The following is a 19,061-nucleotide window of genomic DNA, read 5'->3' as shown; positions in this document are numbered from 1 at the left end:
TCTAAAAAGTATATTTTTGCGACATGGCAAATCAAGACGATCAATTTAAGAAAGTAATATCTCATGCGAAGGAATACGGATATATTTTCCCTTCAAGTGAAATATACGACGGTTTAAGCGCCGTATACGATTACGCACAAAACGGAGTAGAACTCAAAAAGAATATACGTGAGTACTGGTGGAAAGCCATGGTACAAATGCACGATAATATTGTAGGAATTGATGCTTCAATTTTAATGCATCCTACAACTTGGAAAGCTTCTGGACACGTAGATGCTTTTAACGACCCGTTAATCGATAATAAAGATTCAAAGAAAAGATATCGTGCCGATGTTTTGGTAGAAGATTATGTTGCCAAAATTGAAGCTAAAATAGATAAAGAAGTTGCTAAAGCTGAAAAGCGTTTTGGCGATGCTTTTGATAAAGACCAATTTGTTGCTACCAACCCAAGAGTGGTAAAATATACTGAAGAAGCTCAAGCGATTTTAAAGCGTTTAGGACAATCTTTAGAGAAAGAAGATTTGGCCGATGTAAAAGCACTTATTGAAGAGCTAGGTATTGCAGATCCAGATACAGGAAGTAAAAATTGGACAGAAGTTAAGCAGTTTAATCTTATGTTTGGTACAAAATTGGGAGCTTCTGCAGATTCTGCAATGGACTTGTATTTGCGTCCAGAAACGGCACAAGGTATTTTTGTAAACTTTCTAAATGTTCAAAAAACAAGTCGCTTGAAAGTTCCTTTTGGAATTGCACAAACAGGAAAAGCTTTCCGTAACGAAATTGTTGCGCGTCAGTTTATCTTCCGTATGCGTGAGTTTGAACAGATGGAAATGCAATTTTTCATCAAACCAGGAACGCAAAAAGAGTGGTATGAATACTGGAAAGAAACTCGTTTGAAGTGGCACAAATCGTTAGGAATGGGCGATGAAAACTATCGTTTTCACGACCACGAAAAGTTGGCGCATTATGCCGATGCAGCTTCCGATATTGAGTTTAAATTTCCATTTGGATTTAAAGAGTTGGAAGGAATTCATTCGCGTACCGATTTCGATTTATCGCAACACGAGCAATTCAGCAATAAAAAATTACAATATTTCGATTCAGAAGAAAACAAAAGCTACGTGCCATATGTGTTAGAAACTTCTATTGGTTTAGACAGAATGTTTTTGGCAGTATTTTCGAATTCTTTACAAGAAGAAGAATTGGAAAACGGAACAACACGTACAGTGTTAAAACTCCCTGCGGTATTAGCGCCAACAAAAGTGGCAATTTTACCGTTGGTTAAGAAAGATGGATTACCAGAATTGGCAAAGGAAATTTTTGAAGATTTGAAGTGGGACTTCAATGTTACTTATGATGAAAAAGATGCTGTAGGACGACGTTACAGACGTCAAGATGCTGCGGGAACTCCTTTCTGTGTAACTGTCGATCACGATTCGTTGGAAGACAATACAGTAACAATTAGACATCGTGATACTATGGAGCAAAAGCGTGTGAAGATTGAAGAGCTTCGCGACATTGTAAAACAAGAAGTTGATATAAAACACTGGCTTAAAAAAGCAAAATAGTGTTTTTCAGAATAAAAAATTTAAGGGAGTAGCTGTGTCAAAATAGCTACTCTTTTTTGTTTTATTCATAAGGAATGAATTGACCTATTTTAAAAGTGTTGAAAATCAAGGGAGTAGTGTGGGTGAGAGATAAAAAGCTGTTTGAGCGCAGCGAGTTCTTTTTATCTATGGAGGATGGTTCCGTAGATTTTTTGATACTTTTAAAATTAGGCTTGACTTTTTTGTTTCGTTTTTGTGTCAAGACAAAAATGAAATCTATTTAGGAAATTGAAAAAAAAAAATTGATTATACTTTAGCTGAAGTTAATCTTTGAATTCGGCTGAATTCAATCTACAACACCATCTTTTACAGTTCTTCATTTTAGCAAAACATCCGTATCTTAGCTTTTTAATTTTTAAAATTTCAATTCGTGAAAATTATCTCCTATAACGTAAACGGAATTCGTGCAGCAATCAACAAAGGTTTTTTAGAATGGTTACAATCGGCAAACCCAGATGTAATATGTTTACAAGAAATTAAAGCCAATAAAGAGCAGTTAGATTTATCGGTTTTTGAAAAAGCTGGCTACCCGTATCATTATTGGTTTAGTGCCCAAAAAAAAGGGTATAGCGGGGTTGCAATTTTGTCTAAAACGCAGCCAAATAACGTTACCTACGGAACAGGAATTGACTATATGGATTTTGAAGGAAGAAACATCCGTGCCGATTTTGACACTTGTTCGGTAATGAGTTTGTACTTGCCTTCAGGAACAAATATCGACAGACTTGAGCACAAACTTAAGTATATGGATGATTTTCAAACCTATGTAAATGCGCTTAAAAACGAAGTTCCAAACCTTGTTATTTGCGGAGATTATAACATTTGTCACGAAGCTATCGATATTCACGATCCTGTGAGAAATGCTAAGGTTTCAGGGTTTTTACCTGTAGAGCGCGAGTGGATTGGTAATTTTATCGATAGTGGATTTATCGATAGTTTCCGTCATTTTAATAAAGAACCAGACCATTACAGTTGGTGGAGTTACAGAGCAAATGCACGTGCTAACAACAAGGGTTGGCGTATCGATTACAATATGGTTGCCGAGCCTTTACAAGAAAAATTAAAAAGAGCCGTTATTTTACCAGAAGCTAAACATAGCGACCATTGTCCTATTTTAGTTGAATTAGAAGATTAATTTTTTAAAATCCCTCAGAAAATTATGCTAAACAAGGTATTAACAGGAGTTTTGTTTTTAATACTTGCAACGTCTTGTGTGTCGTCTAAAGTATACAACGATTTGCAAAGTAAATACGATGCGTTAAAAAATCAAAAAGACGATTTTGAAACTGAAAATCACGAATTAAAATCGGCAAACAATCAATTAGAAAATAATTTGAATACGCTTCAAAAGCAGTACGATGAAGTCTTAGCAGAGCGTAATCAGTTAAAGCAAGATTACGAAGCAGCCAAAAGTAATTTAGCAAATTTGGAAGCTTCTTACAATGCGTTAGAAAAAAATAGCAGTGCAGCAATTGCTGAAAATTCAGAAAAAAATAGAGCGCTTTTAAAACAGTTGGAAGAAAAAGAAAAAGCATTGGCTGCTGAAAGTGCAAGGCTAGAAACTTTAAAGCAACAATTGGAAGCTCGTTCCAAAAGAGTTGTAGAGTTAGAAAGCTTAATAGCGTCGAAAGATGCTGCTATGAAAGATTTAAAAGATGCAATTTCGAGAGCACTTTTAGATTTTGAAGGAAAAGGTTTAACGGTAGAACAACGCAACGGAAAGGTGTATGTTTCTATGGAAAACAAATTGTTGTTTCAAAGCGGAAGTTGGGCAGTGAATGCAAATGGACGTAAGGCTGTGCAACAACTAGGGAATGTATTGGCGCAAAACCCAGATATCGATGTGTTGATAGAAGGGCATACCGATAATGTGCCCTATGGAGGAAACGGCGCGCTAAAGGATAATTGGGATTTGTCGACCAAAAGAGCAACCGCTATTGTACAGATTTTACAAGAAAACAAACAAATCAATCCTGCAAATTTAACCGCAGCAGGGAAAGGCGAATTTCTTCCTGTGGCTAGTAATGACACTTCCGAAGGAAAAGCAAAAAACCGACGCATAGAAGTTGTTTTAACGCCAAAACTAGATGAGGTAACTAAGTTGTTAAACGATATTTAAGTTTATAATATCATTACTTATTTTGTTTTTTTCAATTGTATTGGTTCATCTTGCTTTCGACCTATCTAAAAAGTGTTGAAAATCAAGGGAGCAGTTTGGGAGAGAGATAAAAAGCTGCCTGAGCGAAGCGAGTTCTTTTTATCTGTGGATGTAGTTCCCGTAGATTTTTTTATACTTTTTAGATTAGTCTTGACTTTTTTGTTTCGTTTTTGTGTCAAGACAAAAATGAAATACTGACATTATTTTATTTTAAAAAATTGCGATATGAAATATAATAAACTTCCAAATTCAGCGCTCGAAGTAAGTCGTATTTGTTTGGGAACAATGACTTGGGGAAAGCAAAACACCGAAGCCGAAGGGCATGCACAAATGGACTATGCCTTTGCACAAGGAGTTAACTTTTTTGATACTGCTGAATTGTATGCCATTCCGAAGGAAAAAGAAACGCAAGGAAGCACGGAAACGATTATTGGAAACTGGTTTAAAAAATCGGGAAATCGAGAGGAAATTGTATTAGCAAGTAAAATTGCGGGGCCTTCTAAGTTTAACGAACACAGTATTCGAGAGGAAGGATTTACCAAAACTGCATTTGAAGATGCGCTTCACGGAAGTTTAAAACGACTACAAACCGACTATATTGATTTGTACCAATTGCATTGGCCAGACCGTACTACAAATTGTTTTGGACATCGTGACTATGTGCATAACGCAGATGAAAACTGGAAAGATAACATTCAAGAAATACTTCAAATTTTAGAAGGATTTATAAAACAAGGGAAGTTAAGGTATATCGGACTTTCGAATGAAGTTCCTTGGGGTGTAATGCGTTTTTTAGAGGAGAATAAATTTAACGGACTTCCGCGTATTTCTACGGTTCAAAACCCATATAATTTACTTAACAGAACTTATGAAATTGGTCTTGCTGAAATTTCTATGAGAGAAAATGTTGGCTTGTTGCCGTACTCTCCACTTGGTTTTGGCCGTTTAACAGATAAGTATATCGAAAAAAATGGGCTGGAAGATGCTAGGATAGTTTTGTTTCCAGAAATGTCGCGTTACAATGGGAAACAGTCTTTGGAGGCAACACAAAAATATTACGACTTGGCTAAGCAAAACAATATGTCGTTGGCAACGTTGGCACTTGCTTTTATAAATGCACAACCTTTTGTAACTAGCAATATTATTGGTGCAACCAAAATGGACCAATTAAAAGAAAATATAGAAAGTATTTCGGTGGAATTGTCAGAAGAAATCCTTTCAGAAATTAATGAAATTCATAATGCAATTCCGAATCCTGCGCCGTAAAATCGTCTGGAGTATTAAAAAATAAAAGAGGTTGTTAAAAATATAGTTTTTAACAACCTCTTTTTTCAACTATTATCAATCTACTTTTCTAAAAGTAAGTGTGTGCGCTTCCGAAGTAAGCGTTAAAATAAGGTTGTCGAAACTATACGAGAATTCCTTTCCATTTACAGCTTTCATAAAAGTACTTTCAAGGGTTGCATTTGGACAAGCCATTTTAGTACTTATCAAATCTCCAATCGAAATTGTTTTATTGTTTTTTACCGATAAGGCTCCGTTAATTCTGTTGCATCCGCTAAATCCGTATACTTTATTCTCGCGTAAGTTAAATTCTAAATTAGGTCGTTTCATGGATTTATCAACTTCTTTCCCGTCGATAGATACGAGTGCCCAAATATCGTTTAATCGGTAATCTCCTAAATATTTCCCACAGCCTTCAAAGGTTTTATAGTCGTCCATTTCATTTGTTTTGGCACGAACTCGAACTTTGTAACCGAAGGTTTTCCCAGTAGATGTGTTACAGTTATTTCTGAAAATAGTGACTTGTAAAGTTCCATTTTCTGTTGTTGCTGAATAATTTACGGCATTTACATCTTGAGGTTTTCGAGCTTCAGGAACAGGAAGAATAAGCTGTTTTGGTTCGTCTAAAGCAGAAAAACTAATTTGCTTATCAAAATCGATATGTACACTCCAAGACGGATTTTTACCAGTCGCCACAAAATCGGTTTCTAATGGGATTGTAGTTGTATTATCTACTGGTTTTTCCATTTTTAGTGTGTTTTCTTCCTTAGTTTTTGTTTCTTTTTTTGTGCTGTTACAAGCAATCAATAGTATCAAACTGCATGTAAGTAGTATTGTTTTTTTCATCATTTTTAAAATTTATCCGAACAAATAAGCGACGACATCTTCAATTTTAGCAACACGTTGAATGTTTATTTGTGTGTTTTTAAGTGATATTTTATTGAGTTTAGAAACGAAAATAGTTGAAAAACCGAGTTTCTCGGCTTCCAAAATACGTTGTTCTACTCTTTGTACAGGTCTTATTTCGCCTGCTAAACCAACTTCAGCAGCAAAACAAATAGTTCTATCGATAGCGATATCTTCATTGCTTGAAAGAATGGCCGCTACAACAGCTAGGTCAATGGCAGGTTCTTCAACCGAAATTCCGCCAGTTATATTTAAAAAAACATCTTTTGCGCCCAATCTAAACCCTGCTCTTTTTTCTAAAACTGCCAAAAGCATGTTGAGGCGTTTTACATTGTATCCTGTTGTGGTGCGTTGCGGAGTTCCGTAAACAGCGGTACTTACGAGCGCTTGGATTTCAATCATCAATGGTCGCATTCCTTCAAGCGTAGCTGCAATTGCGGTTCCGCTCAATTCTTCTTCGGTTTTAGAAATTAATATTTCCGAAGGATTGCTCACTTCTCTTAAACCTCTGCCAAGCATTTCGTAAATTCCTAATTCGGCAGTCGAGCCAAATCGGTTTTTAAGTGCTCTTAAAATTCGGTACACATGATTTCTGTCGCCTTCAAACTGAAGTACAGTATCCACCATATGTTCTAGAATTTTTGGACCTGCAATGTGGCCGTCTTTTGTAATATGCCCAATTAAAATTACGGGCGTATTGGTTTCTTTGGCAAATTTTATAAGCTCGGAAGTACATTCTCTAATTTGACTAATACTTCCTGCAGACGATTCGATAAAATCGGTGTGTAGCGTTTGTATCGAGTCGATAATGAGGATGTCTGGCTCTGTCGCTTCAATTTGTTTGAAGATGTTTTGCGTTTTTGTTTCTGTTAAAATATAACAATGTTGGCTGTCTGGATGAATACGCTCGGCGCGCATTTTTATTTGTTTCTGACTTTCTTCCCCCGAAACATAAAGTGTTTTAAACGGTAAATGAAGTGCAATTTGTAGCAAAAGTGTACTTTTCCCGATGCCTGGTTCTCCACCTAAAAGTGTTACCGATCCCGGTACAATTCCGCCTCCTAAAACTCTGTCGAACTCCATTCCGCCAGACGACATTCGCATTTCTTGAGAGCCATCAATTTCTTGAATTCGGAGTGGTTTTGCAGTTCTTTTAGAAGAAGTATCGGTTGTTTTCCATCCTTTTTTGTCCTCTTTCTGAACAATTTCTTCAACCAATGTATTCCACTCTTTACAAGAAGAGCATTGTCCTTGCCATTTTGCGTATTGTGTACCGCAATTCTGACAGAAAAATGTAGTCTTTACTTTTGCCATTCAGCTTTATTTTTTGAAGTTGAAAGGTACGAAGATTTTTAGTTTTTTAACGGCGGTACTATTGTATAATCTAGGTTTTTAAACTGTACTCAAGTATACAATTGTGAGTAATATTTATACAGTTTTTAAATCGTATTTTTTGTAATTAGCTGTTTTATAGGGGTTGTTCAGGTTGGTATTAATATTGAAATGTATTTAGCAAATTAAAATGAACCTTATGAGTCAATCAACAATTTCAAGTACGCTAGATACATCAATTCCAAGTAAACAAAATCGCTTGGAAACATATATTTCTAATTCATCTTCAACCTTTATTTTATTCGGAACATTTTTACTATTGCTCGGAGGAGTTTCTTTATTCTTTTTTTTACAACCCTATTTTGAGCAAATTCAAATGGAGCGAATGAACTCTACTTTTGGAATGGTAATTTTTGGAGTAGGACTTACTTTGTTATGCTTAAAAGTTAGTTTTATAGTTTACATTTTAACGTTGTATTTAAAGTACAGAGCTATAAAATCTGTTGCTGATGAAGATTTACCACTGTGTACCGTTATTGTGCCTGCATACAATGAGGGAGCGCTAGTTTACAAAACTTTAAAAAGTTTGGTAGATAGTGATTATCCTGAAGATAAACTGCAAATTATTTCTGTTGACGACGGAAGTAAAGACGATACTTGGATGTGGATGAAGAAGGCTCAAGAAGAATTTGGAAGCCGTATTTCGATATACCAACAACCAGAAAATAGAGGAAAGCGACATGCTTTGTACAGAGGATTTAAATTGGGTACAGGTGATGTGTTTATTACGGTTGATAGCGACTCGATAGTACTTAAAGATACATTGCGCGTTATGGCAAGTCCGTTTGTAGTGAACAAAAATTGTGGCGCCGTAGCTGGTAATGTGCGTGTTTTAAACAATAAAACTGCAATTATTCCTCGTATGTTAAATGTGAGCTTTGCGTTTAGTTTTGAGTTTATTCGTTCTGCGCAGAGTCATTTAGGTTCTGTTTTATGTACGCCAGGAGCGCTTTCAGCATATAGAAGAGAAGCTGTTTTTAACTGTTTAAATGAGTGGATTACTCAAACTTTTATGGGTGAAGTTTCTAAAATTGGAGAAGATCGCGCCATGACAAACATGATTTTAAAGCAAGGTTATAATGTGTTGTTTCAGCGTAAAGCCTATGTGTATACAAATGTGCCAGAGCGTTATAAAAACTTATACAAAATGTTTATCCGTTGGGAGCGTAGTAACGTGAGAGAAAATTTAGCGATGAGTAAATTTGCTTTTACCGACTTTAGAAAAGGACCGAAATCTGGAACTCGAATTTTACTTCTAAACCAATGGTTGAAAATGACAATGGCATATCCTGCAATAATTTTGATGCTGTACTTTGTGGTAACTTATCCAATTTTGTTTTTAAGTTCAACACTTGCAGGTATCATGGTTTTTTCGAGCATGCAGGCTATTTTTTACGCAAACAAACATAGTATAACAGAATCATTTTGGGCATATCCTTATAGTGTGTTTCATGCATTTACATTGTTTTGGATAACGCCTTACGCCATTGCAACTGCTGGAAAAGGAGGTTGGCTTACTAGAGATTTGAGTCAGAAAGAAACGAAAAAAGAAGTCGTTGCTATTCCATCTTAAAAATTCTTAATAGTCCATTATATATTGAAAAAGCGTTCATTTAAATTAATTTAAACGAACGCTTTTTTTATGTTTTAAGACTGAAGTGTTACCAGCCGAAATCTGCTTTTAGAGCATCGATTCGCTCTAGTGCAAGGTCTTTGGTAAGGAAATCTATTTCTTTCATTCCGAATGCTTTCTCGTAGGTGCGCATCGCTTTTTTAGGTTCCCCCATTTTTTCTAAATATTCAGCCTCAAAAAAGAACCCGAGCATTGTGTTTGGGTATTCTTTTTTGGCAATTTTGCTAAGCTCTTCTAACGATTCTAAGTCGTCTTTCTTTTTAATTCCTGCATAAATTGCCATCATATCGTTTAAACTTACTTGTTTTTTAAAACCGAATAAACTCTCAATAGTATTGTATTTATCAGTTAAATAACCCACAATTGGACCTTCGTATGCCAAAACTTCTTTTTTGTACTCATCAACACTGATGGGTTTGTACATTTTGAAAATCTTGTCCAGTGCTTTCGGGATTCCGTAGGAAGCAACTCCGTAGTGATTGGCGTTTTCAAACTTATCAAAATAATAATGAATGTTACTGTTAGAAACGCTTTTCATGTTGTTGTTAAACACTCCGATACGTTGTTGATTTTCACTTTCGTCATTTTCGCTAGTTGCCAAATAATAAAAAGTCATGGTATCGAGACTGCTCAATCTCTCTGGAACTTTATGTTCTAATGTAGGAGCAAAATTGGGCGACAAATTTATGTAGGCATTAAAAAGAAGGTTGTTTTTAAACAAATAATAATTGCTGAAGTTTGCCGAAGTGTCGTGCCCAACAATAGCTTTAAAGGGTGCTAAATTGTAATTTTTGGCAATCATAGGAATGAGCTCCATGCCAATAAATTCAAAAAACGCATTTCCTTTTTTATCCGGAAAACCATTTTCGTCGCTGTAAAAGCAATCTTCATAGCGACTGTTTTTTTGGTTGATTCCAACTACAATACTCTGTGGCATCTCATCTTTATAAGCGTAAAACTTAGTGTTTCCAACCACTGCGTCAAACAAATAATCGGCATCTAAAACAACGATGAGCGGATACGATTTTTCTGCGGAATAATCTTCAGGGACATACAGTTGAATATCTCTTTCTTCGGCTAGTTTAATCGACTCGATAGTCGAAGTAGTTTTTTGTGCAAATGAAGTTATTGCACACAGGCATAGTGCAATACATGCAATTGTAGTATTTTTCATAATAAACAGATTTGGAAGTGGAAAGATAAAAAATTATTTGTTTCGGTTGTATATTGGAAGTAAAAGAAAAGACAGCGCACCAAAAAATACAACCATAATTGTTTGAGCTGTCCACATAATCCATCCAAAGGCATCACCAGAAGCTTTTGAAATACCGTAAATGAGTAAAATTTTACTCACCGCAATTGGGTAAAGTCCGATACCTCCATTGGTAGCGCTCATGGCAAATGCTCCTGCTACAAACGAAGCCAAAATTGCATTTACAGGAAGTGAAGCAGTTTCTGGGATGCTAAATTTAATTACCCAAAACATAGCGATGTAAAGTATCCAAATGCACAAAGTATAAAATAGGAATAACCATTTTTTCTTCATTTTAAAGATGCTTAAAACACCTTCTAATAATTCAAAAACAAAGTTTTTAACTTTCAGAAGAAAACCGCTTTTAGCTTTTTTTATCAGTAATAAAAATACGAGTCCGCCTACAATTAAAACACTAGCAATTACTATAAGTTTAAGGTAGTTTATATTTTTCTCAGCAAAGTAATTGGCAATAATTTCGGTTTGTAAAATGGCGGTTATTAGTACTACCAACAATAACATTATTACATCGATAACACGCTCGGCAATAATGGTGCCGAAACTTTTTTGGAAAGGTACTTTTTCATAGGTTGTTAGGCTGCTTGCTCGTAAAACTTCCCCTGAGCGTGGAACTCCTAAATTTGCCAAATAGCCAACAAAAATGGCCATGATGTTATTGGTTATTTTGGGTTGGTAACCTAAAGGTTCTAAAAGTAAATTCCATCTAAAAGCTCTCGAAAGGTGACTTAAAAAACCAAGTAGTAACGAGATGAAAACCCAAAAGTAGTTTGCGTTTTGTACGGCGTTAAATATGCTAGTTCTTTCTTGTGGGGTGGTGTTTTGGTAGGAGTACCAAATTAAAAACACTCCGATGAGAAGTGGGAGTGTTTTTTTTAGAATATTTATAAGTTTTTTGTTCACCTTTTAGGTAAGAGAATTGTCTTTTTCATTAGGGAAAATTAATGAAGGTTTGAAGCTTTTTGCTTCTTCAAAGTCCATTATTCCGTAAGAAATGATAATGATAATATCGCCACGTTGCACTCTTCGTGCAGCAGGACCATTTAGCGTAATGTCTCCGCTATTTCGAGCTCCTTTAATGGCGTAAGTTTCTAGGCGTTCGCCGTTATTGATATTCACAATTTGCACTTTTTCACCTTCAATAATGTTGGAGGCTTCCATAAGGGCTTCGTCAATAGTGATACTTCCTATATAATTTAGGTCGGCACCCGTAACGGTAACTCTGTGAATTTTAGATTTTACTACTTCAATTTGCATCTTACAAAGGTATTAATTTAGCGCAATATTATCGATCAGTCTAATTTCATTTGCATAAACAGCAACAAAAAGCCTGTAGTCTTTATTTTTTTCTTTCATTTTAACAGGTTTTAACGTTTTTTCGTCAGCTATTTCTGCATATTCTAGCGAAAAATTAGGGTGTAAATCAAATTGCGACTTTATCCAGTTTACCGTATCTAATGCACTTTCTGTGCCAAACTTTTCTTTTGCTTCGGAAATGGTTTTGTAGATGAAAGCTGCTTCCTTACGGATTTCGTTATCAAGGCGTTCGTTTCGAGAACTCATCGCCAAACCACTTTCTTCTCTGCTAATTGGACAACCAATAATGGTTACAGGAAGCTTACTTTTTTCAACCATTTTGCGGATAATTTGCAACTGTTGAAAATCTTTTTCTCCGAAGTAGGCATTGTCTGGCTCAACAATGGTGAATAGTTTTTTTACAATTGTACCTACGCCGTCAAAATGTCCGGTTCTAAACTTTCCTTCCATTTCAAATTCCAAACCGTCAAAATCGAAGGTTTCAGAAGAAATATCGTCGTCGTAAATATTGGCTGCTGTAGGTGCAAAAACTATGATGTTTTCGCTAGCAGTTTTTAATGTTTCAACGTCTTTTTCGAAAGTTTTTGGGTACTTCTCTAGGTCGGTTTTATTGTCGAATTGAGTAGGGTTTACAAAGATGCTAACCACCACAATATCGTTGTTGTTAAGCGCTTTTTCAACTAAAGAGAGATGCCCTTTGTGCAAGGCGCCCATGGTGGGTACCAAACCAATGGTTTTATTCTCTTTTTTTTCCTTCTGAAGGAATTGAATTAATGCTTCTTTTTGATTAAAAATTTGCATTTGATAAAAAATTAACAGCGTGCAAAGCTATATAAAATTAACTAATTAGGCATATTTTTTGTATTTTTGCATTCTTTAAACAGTAGTCTAAAGAAACAAATTGATTTTATGACAGACAAAAGAGTATTATTTGTCGCTTCAGAAATGGTTCCTTACTTACCGGAAAACGAAGTGTCTTCAATGGCTTACGAGAGCCCACGAATGGTGAATGATAGAGGTGGACAAATACGAATCTTTATGCCTCGATTTGGAAATATTAATGAGAGAAGGCATCAACTACACGAGGTTATTCGTTTATCAGGAATGAACTTGGTAGTAAACGATATGGATATGCCGCTAATTATTAAAGTTGCTTCTATTCCAAAAGAAAGAATTCAGGTTTATTTTATCGATAACGAAGAGTATTTTAAACGCAAAGCTACGTTTACAGATGAAGATGGAAATTTATTTCCAGATAACGATGAGCGTGCTATTTTCTTTGCAAAAGGAGTTGTAGAAACTGTTAAAAAACTCAACTGGAATCCAGATATTATTCATGTACACGGATGGATGGCTTCATTGCTTCCGCTGTATTTAAAGAAATATTATGCAGACGAACCGTTGTTTGCAGAAAGCAAAATTGTTACTTCGGTATACAACAAAGGCTTCGAAGGAACGTTGGATAAAGAAATGATCAATAAAGTGAAATTTGACGGGATTGACGAGGCTGCAGTAAAAGCACTCGAAGAACCAACATATAGCAATATTTTAAAAGTTGCTGTAGATCATTCGGATGCTGTTGTAGTTGCTTCAGAAGAACTTCCAGAAGATTTGAAATCGCATATCGATGGACTTTCTGTTCCAGTGCAACCATTTGTGTCTCTTTACGAATTTGAAGAGGCTTACAATGCGTTCTACGAGTCAAAAGTATTAAGTTAATTAGCATTCAATGAAGATGAGTTTTAAAGGGGGAAATGTATTTGCAACACTGCTTGTAATTATAGGTAGTGTTCTTTTTTTTGCAGCTTGCGAGCGCGAATACAATACGATAGGGGTAGACTTAGTTGATAACGGACAAATACAAGCTAGTAAAAAGGTTTTCGATGTTTACGCATATAACAAAAAGCTAGAAAGCGTTCGTACTAACGGACTTGGTTCGTATAAATTGGGTTCGTACACGCATCCTGTGTATGGTGTTTCAAAAACTTCGTTTGCAGCGCAGCTATTGTTGCAAAGTGCGGGGCCTACTTTTGGAGCGAACACACAAGCTGAAGAAAATGCTTCTGCTGACGAGCAAGAAAATGAACGTGTTACAGCGGTATATTTAAACATTCCGTTTTTTAGTACAGCGCTAAGCGATACTTCCGATTTGGCAGAAAACGAGCCAAAACCCTACAGAGTAGATTCTATCATAGGAAATAGAGATGCGAATTTTACACTGAAAGTACAAGAGTTTACAAAGTATTTAAGAGATTTAGATCCGAATAGTAATTTTCAAGATGCACAGGAATATTTTTCAGATGAAGATGGAGAAGCATTTGCTACTACAATTTTGTTTGAAGACACCTATAAAATTGACGAATCTGAAATTGTAATTCCAGATCCAGATGCAGAAGACGATCCAGATACCGATGATGAAGATGAGTCGTTAATTCCGTTGGAACGTTTAACACCGAGAATTAGAGTACAATTAGATCCTCAATTCTTCCAAGAAAAAATATTGGATAACGAAGGGAATAGTGTTCTAGCAAGCAATAGTAACTTTAAAGAGTTTTTAAGAGGATTATATATTTCTGCTGAAATGCCTAATAACGATTTGGCAATGTTGCTTAATATTCAAGCTTCGTATGTTGAAATTCAATATGATTATGATACTGTTGTAGATGAAGAAGCAACTGTTGCAAGTGGAACTTTTCAGTTAGCAATGTCTGGAAATAAAGTAAATTACTTTACACAAGACGATTATTCATCAGAAATTACAGAACAATTTACAGCTGTAAATGCTGAAAAATTATATCCAAATGGAGGTGCTGGAAGTTATATTGAATTAGATATGTTGGCTGGTGGTACCGATATAACTACCGTTTTTCAAGAAGCAATAGAGCACGGATGGCTTATTAACGAAGCGAATTTAATTTTTTACGTAGACGAAGCTTCACTTTCTGAGCAAAACGATATGACATTGCCTTGGAGGTTGTATTTGTACGATCTTTCAAATTCAACGTATTTAACAGATTATAGTAATGATTTGGTTGGGAATACAGGAGTTGATTCAACTGCTTATTCAGTATATGATGGATTTTTAGATGAAGATAATGATGTGGGTCCGCGATATAGATTCAGACTTACAGAATATATAAATGATATTGTTCGAAATGATTCTACAAACGTAAAGTTGGCTTTAACTACTACTAATAATATTGCCAATGTAGCCACTGTGTCTGCGTTTAACGAATCCGAAGAAATAAAAATTCCCCAAGCTTCTATTACTAATTTTTATGGTACTGTATTGTATGGAAATAATGTTCCTGAAGGCGATAGCAAAAAAAAGCTTCAGCTTGAGATATACTATACAGAAACTAATCAAAATTAATTCAAACAGAAAAAACTTATGTGTGGTATTGTAGGTTATATAGGTCATAGAGAAGCCTATCCAATTGTATTAAAAGGTTTAGAGCGATTAGAATATAGAGGCTATGACAGTGCTGGAGTAGTATTGTTTAATGAAGGTGATACGCAACTTTGTAAAACCAAAGGTAAAGTAGCCGATTTAAGAGATAAAGCAGTTGCTGAAGGTGTTACTAAAGGGAACATCGGACTTGGGCATACACGATGGGCAACTCATGGAGTTCCAAACGATGTAAATGCGCATCCGCATTATTCTAACTCTGGAGATTTGGTAATTATCCATAACGGAATTATCGAAAATTATGGTTCTATTAAAAAAACCTTAGAAAAACGTGGGTACACATTTCAGTCTGATACAGATACTGAAGTATTGGTGAACTTAATAGAAGATATTAAGAAGAGTGAAAATGTTAAGCTAGGAAAAGCAGTTCAGATAGCTTTAAATCAAGTTATCGGAGCCTATGCAATTGCGGTTTTCGACAAAGCAAAGCCAGATGAAATTGTAGTGGCAAAGCTCGGAAGTCCGCTAGCTATTGGGGTTGGTGAAGAGGAATTTTTTATTGCTTCAGATGCTTCTCCGTTTATAGAATATACTAACAATGCCATTTATTTGGAAGACGAGCAAATGGCAATTATCCGTTTAGGGCGCGATATAAAATTACGTCAAATTAAAGATGATAAAGCGGTAGCTCCATATGTGCATGAGTTGCAATTAAGTTTGGAACAGATTGAAAAAAATGGGTACGACCATTTTATGCTGAAAGAAATTCATGAGCAACCAGAAGCTATTAAAGACACGTATAGAGGTCGTCTTCGAATTAATGAAGGTATTATAAAGATGGCTGGAATTGAAGATAATTTGGAGCGAATTTTAAACGCAAACCGAATTATTATTGTTGCCTGCGGAACTTCATGGCATGCTGGTTTAGTAGCCGAATATATTTTTGAAGACCTTATTAGAATTCCTGTTGAGGTAGAATATGCATCGGAGTTTAGATACCGAAATCCAGTGATAACTTCTAAAGATGTTGTGATTGCAATTTCGCAATCTGGAGAAACTGCCGATACGTTGGCAGCTATAAAACTTGCCAAACAGCAAGGTGCTTTTGTTTTTGGTGTTTGTAATGTTGTGGGATCTTCAATTGCTAGAGAGTCGCACGCAGGTGCTTATACACACGCGGGACCAGAAATTGGAGTAGCTTCAACAAAGGCATTTACAACACAAATTACAGTACTTACCTTAATTGCTTTAAAATTAGCACAGTCTAAAGGAGCAATTTCTAAAACCGAATTCCATCAGTATATAGCAGAAATGGAAGCTATTCCTGCAAAAGTGGAAGAGATTTTAAAGGTTGACGCTTTAGTACAGCAAATTTCTGAAGTGTATAAAGATTCGCCTAACTTCCTATATTTAGGTCGTGGTTATAACTTCCCTGTAGCTTTAGAGGGAGCGCTTAAATTAAAAGAGATTTCATACATTCATGCGGAAGGATATCCTGCTGCGGAAATGAAACACGGTCCGATTGCATTGATCGATGAGCAAATGCCAGTGGTGGTGATCGCAACAAAAAAAGGACATTACGAAAAGGTGGTAAGTAATATTCAGGAGATAAAATCTAGAAAAGGGAAGATTATCGGGATTGTTACTGAAGGAGATGTTGAGGTAAAATCGATGGCAGATTATGTTATTGAAGTGCCTGAAACCTTAGAAGGTTTAACACCTTTGTTAACTACCATTCCGCTTCAATTGCTTTCATATCATATTGCAGTAATGAGAGGTTGTAATGTAGATCAGCCTAGAAACCTTGCGAAATCTGTAACGGTAGAATAATAAAATCGAAATTCGATATACAATATAAATGTTCTTGTTAGTAAAATGGCAAGAACATTTTTTACTTTTTGGGAGTATCTTTTGTGATTGGTTTTTTCAAAATGTTGTAAAACCGTTATTTTTTATTGTTTCTATATTAGAATATAACTTTCAAAAACACAGCAGAATAGATTCCTGAAAAAAAATAAAAATATTAGGTATTTATTTTCAATTAAAAATATATCTTTGCACCGCGAAAAAAGCTTCAATTACGAATGTTTTTTTGAAGAATTTCAGCAAATAATAAGCTTAACATTAAACACTTAAGTAATGTCTAAAATTACAGGTAAAGTTGCACAAATAATTGGTCCAGTTGTAGACGTAGTTTTTGGTTCAGAATCAGAATTACCAAAAATTTACGATTCTTTGGAAATAGAAAGAAAAGATGGTTCGAAATTAGTACTTGAGGTACAATCTCACATTGGTGAGGATACCGTAAGAACTATATCTATGGACTCTACAGATGGTTTGAGTAGAGGTACAGAGGTTCTTGCTACTGGAAACCCAATCCAAATGCCTATTGGTGATGATGTTTACGGACGTTTGTTTAATGTGATTGGAGATGCAATTGACGGAATTGGAAACTTACCAAAATCTGGTAAAGACGGTTTGCCAATCCACAGAGAAGCACCAAAATTTGAAGATTTAACAACTTCTACAGAAGTACTTTTTACAGGAATTAAAGTAATCGATTTGATCGAGCCTTATGCAAAAGGTGGTAAAATTGGTTTATTTGGTGGAGCAGGCGTAGGTAAAACTGTACTTATCCAGGAGTTGATTAACAATATTGCAAAAGGTCACGGTGGTTTATCGGTATTTGCAGGAGTAGGAGAACGTACTCGTGAAGGAAATGACCTTTTAAGAGAGATGCTTGAGTCTGGTATTATTAAATACGGAGACGACTTTATGCACTCTATGGAAGCAGGTGGATGGGATCTTTCTAAAGTTGATAAAACAGCTATGAAAGACTCTAAAGCTACTTTCGTATTCGGACAGATGAATGAGCCACCAGGAGCACGTGCTCGTGTTGCATTATCTGGATTAACAATTGCTGAATATTTCCGTGATGGAGCAGGAGAAGGACAAGGAAAAGACGTACTTTTCTTCGTAGATAACATCTTCCGTTTTACACAAGCAGGATCTGAGGTATCTGCACTTTTAGGACGTATGCCTTCTGCGGTAGGATACCAACCTACATTAGCAACCGAAATGGGAGCGATGCAAGAGCGTATTACTTCAACAAAAAGAGGTTCTATTACTTCTGTACAGGCGGTTTACGTACCTGCGGATGATTTAACGGATCCAGCACCAGCAACTACTTTTGCGCATTTAGATGCTACAACCGTACTTTCAAGAAAAATTGCAGAGCTTGGTATTTATCCAGCGGTAGACCCGTTAGATTCTACTTCAAGAATTCTTTCTGCTGATGTTTTAGGGAAAGAGCACTACGGATGTGCACAACGTGTAAAAGAGCTTTTACAACGTTATAAAGAATTACAAGATATTATCGCGATTCTTGGTATGGAAGAACTTTCAGAAGAAGATAAGTTAGCCGTATCTAGAGCACGTCGTGTACAACGTTTCTTATCGCAACCTTTCCACGTTGCAGAGCAGTTTACAGGTATCCCAGGAGTTTTAGTAGATATTAAAGATACTATCAAAGGGTTTAACATGATTATGGACGGTGAGCTAGATCATTTACCAGAAGCAGCTTTCAACTTAAAAGGAACTATCGAAGAAGCAATCGAAGCTGGAGAGAAAATGCTTGCGGAAGCGTAAAAACTAGTAATGAGATATGAGATGTTAGTAGTGAGAACTTCTAATTACTCAATGCTCAATACTCAATACTAAAACATATGAAATTAGAAATAGTAACACCAGAAGCAACTTTATTTAGCGGAAACGTTACTTCGGTAGCAGTTCCAGGAATTGATGGAGAGTTTCAAATGTTAGACAATCACGCACCTATAGTTTCGCTTTTAGGAAAAGGAAATGTGAAAATCTACGGGGACGTGAAAATTGACAAAGCATACGCTTCAAAATTCTCTAAAGGAGATAATGGAGTAACTTTATTACCTATCAATAGCGGTACTGTAGAGATGAACAACAATAAAGTGATTGTTCTAGCAGACTAAGAAAATATATTTTCAACATATCAAAACGCCACAATTTTATTGTGGCGTTTTTTTTATGCTTTTTTTTAAGAAGAACTGTAA

At 35.8% G+C, this 19,061-nt stretch carries 16 protein-coding genes; 10 read left to right on the top strand and 6 right to left on the bottom strand.

Going from position 1 to position 19,061, the window contains the following annotated elements:
* Positions 1–23 precede the first annotated feature (23 nt).
* The 4 genes from JMA43_RS01605 to JMA43_RS01590 all read left to right on the top strand — a co-directional run bounded on the left by JMA43_RS01605 (position 24) and on the right by JMA43_RS01590 (position 5,031).
* Positions 24–1,568 (top strand): glycine--tRNA ligase, encoded by a 1,545-nt coding sequence (locus JMA43_RS01605; protein ID WP_342154265.1) that lies wholly within the window; start codon positions 24–26, stop codon positions 1,566–1,568.
* Positions 1,569–1,977: 409 nt separating this feature from the next.
* Positions 1,978–2,742 (top strand): exodeoxyribonuclease III, encoded by a 765-nt coding sequence (locus tag JMA43_RS01600; RefSeq protein WP_342154263.1) that lies wholly within the window; start codon positions 1,978–1,980, stop codon positions 2,740–2,742.
* Between the two features lie 24 nt (positions 2,743–2,766).
* Positions 2,767–3,726, top strand: a complete 960-nt coding sequence (locus tag JMA43_RS01595) for an OmpA/MotB family protein (protein ID WP_342154261.1) — start codon at positions 2,767–2,769, stop codon at positions 3,724–3,726.
* Positions 3,727–3,990: 264 nt separating this feature from the next.
* Positions 3,991–5,031, top strand: coding sequence for an NADP(H)-dependent aldo-keto reductase (locus JMA43_RS01590; RefSeq protein ID WP_342154259.1), 1,041 nt, complete (start codon positions 3,991–3,993; stop codon positions 5,029–5,031).
* Positions 5,032–5,106: 75 nt separating this feature from the next.
* Here JMA43_RS01590 and JMA43_RS01585 read toward each other — a convergent pair whose 3' ends face one another.
* Positions 5,107–5,796 carry an META domain-containing protein gene (locus JMA43_RS01585; protein ID WP_342154257.1) on the bottom strand — a complete coding sequence of 230 codons (690 nt, stop codon included), beginning with the start codon at positions 5,794–5,796 and terminating at the stop codon, positions 5,107–5,109.
* A 111-nt stretch (positions 5,797–5,907) separates the two neighbouring features.
* Entirely contained in the window at positions 5,908–7,269 is a 1,362-nt protein-coding gene (gene radA / locus JMA43_RS01580) for a DNA repair protein RadA (RefSeq protein WP_342154255.1), read from the bottom strand.
* A 217-nt stretch (positions 7,270–7,486) separates the two neighbouring features.
* Between radA and JMA43_RS01575 the strand changes: the two genes are divergently transcribed.
* Positions 7,487–8,920: a glycosyltransferase gene (locus JMA43_RS01575; RefSeq protein ID WP_342154253.1), complete on the top strand. Its 1,434-nt coding sequence runs from the start codon at positions 7,487–7,489 to the stop codon at positions 8,918–8,920.
* Positions 8,921–9,008: 88 nt separating this feature from the next.
* On the opposite strand, the gene JMA43_RS01570 is transcribed toward JMA43_RS01575, so the two are convergent.
* The 4 genes from JMA43_RS01570 to panC are packed head-to-tail and all read right to left on the bottom strand — an operon-like array spanning position 9,009 to position 12,368.
* Positions 9,009–10,154, bottom strand: a complete 1,146-nt coding sequence (locus tag JMA43_RS01570) for an alpha/beta hydrolase (RefSeq protein ID WP_342154251.1) — start codon at positions 10,152–10,154, stop codon at positions 9,009–9,011.
* 33 nt (positions 10,155–10,187) lie between these two features.
* The gene (locus JMA43_RS01565) at positions 10,188–11,153 is read right to left on the bottom strand and encodes a lysylphosphatidylglycerol synthase transmembrane domain-containing protein (protein WP_342154248.1); all 966 of its coding nucleotides are present in this window, start codon (positions 11,151–11,153) and stop codon (positions 10,188–10,190) included.
* A gap of 3 nt (positions 11,154–11,156) precedes the next feature.
* A complete protein-coding gene (gene panD / locus JMA43_RS01560) occupies positions 11,157–11,507 on the bottom strand; it encodes an aspartate 1-decarboxylase (protein ID WP_342154246.1) in 351 nt (116 codons plus the stop codon).
* A gap of 12 nt (positions 11,508–11,519) precedes the next feature.
* Positions 11,520–12,368 (bottom strand): pantoate--beta-alanine ligase, encoded by an 849-nt coding sequence (gene panC, locus JMA43_RS01555; protein ID WP_342154245.1) that lies wholly within the window; start codon positions 12,366–12,368, stop codon positions 11,520–11,522.
* A 108-nt stretch (positions 12,369–12,476) separates the two neighbouring features.
* Here panC and JMA43_RS01550 point away from each other — a divergent pair, with 108 nt between their 5' ends.
* From JMA43_RS01550 to JMA43_RS01530, 5 genes are all read left to right on the top strand, one after another.
* On the top strand, positions 12,477–13,286 hold the full coding sequence (locus JMA43_RS01550; RefSeq protein WP_342154243.1) for a glycogen/starch synthase: 810 nt from the start codon (positions 12,477–12,479) through the stop codon (positions 13,284–13,286).
* Positions 13,287–13,302: 16 nt separating this feature from the next.
* Positions 13,303–14,940 carry a DUF4270 domain-containing protein gene (locus JMA43_RS01545; protein ID WP_342154241.1) on the top strand — a complete coding sequence of 546 codons (1,638 nt, stop codon included), beginning with the start codon at positions 13,303–13,305 and terminating at the stop codon, positions 14,938–14,940.
* An 18-nt stretch (positions 14,941–14,958) separates the two neighbouring features.
* Positions 14,959–16,806 (top strand): glutamine--fructose-6-phosphate transaminase (isomerizing), encoded by a 1,848-nt coding sequence (gene glmS / locus JMA43_RS01540; RefSeq protein ID WP_342154239.1) that lies wholly within the window; start codon positions 14,959–14,961, stop codon positions 16,804–16,806.
* Positions 16,807–17,115: 309 nt separating this feature from the next.
* Positions 17,116–18,624 (top strand): F0F1 ATP synthase subunit beta, encoded by a 1,509-nt coding sequence (gene atpD / locus JMA43_RS01535; RefSeq protein WP_342154237.1) that lies wholly within the window; start codon positions 17,116–17,118, stop codon positions 18,622–18,624.
* A 77-nt stretch (positions 18,625–18,701) separates the two neighbouring features.
* On the top strand, positions 18,702–18,980 hold the full coding sequence (locus tag JMA43_RS01530; RefSeq protein WP_342154235.1) for a F0F1 ATP synthase subunit epsilon: 279 nt from the start codon (positions 18,702–18,704) through the stop codon (positions 18,978–18,980).
* Positions 18,981–19,061 lie beyond the last annotated feature (81 nt).

Source organism: Joostella sp. CR20 (genome assembly GCF_038433465.1).
Lineage (GTDB): Bacteria > Bacteroidota > Bacteroidia > Flavobacteriales > Flavobacteriaceae > Galbibacter.
Note: the sequence above shows the minus strand (reverse complement) of the source record. Positions and strands in the feature narration are given on the sequence as shown.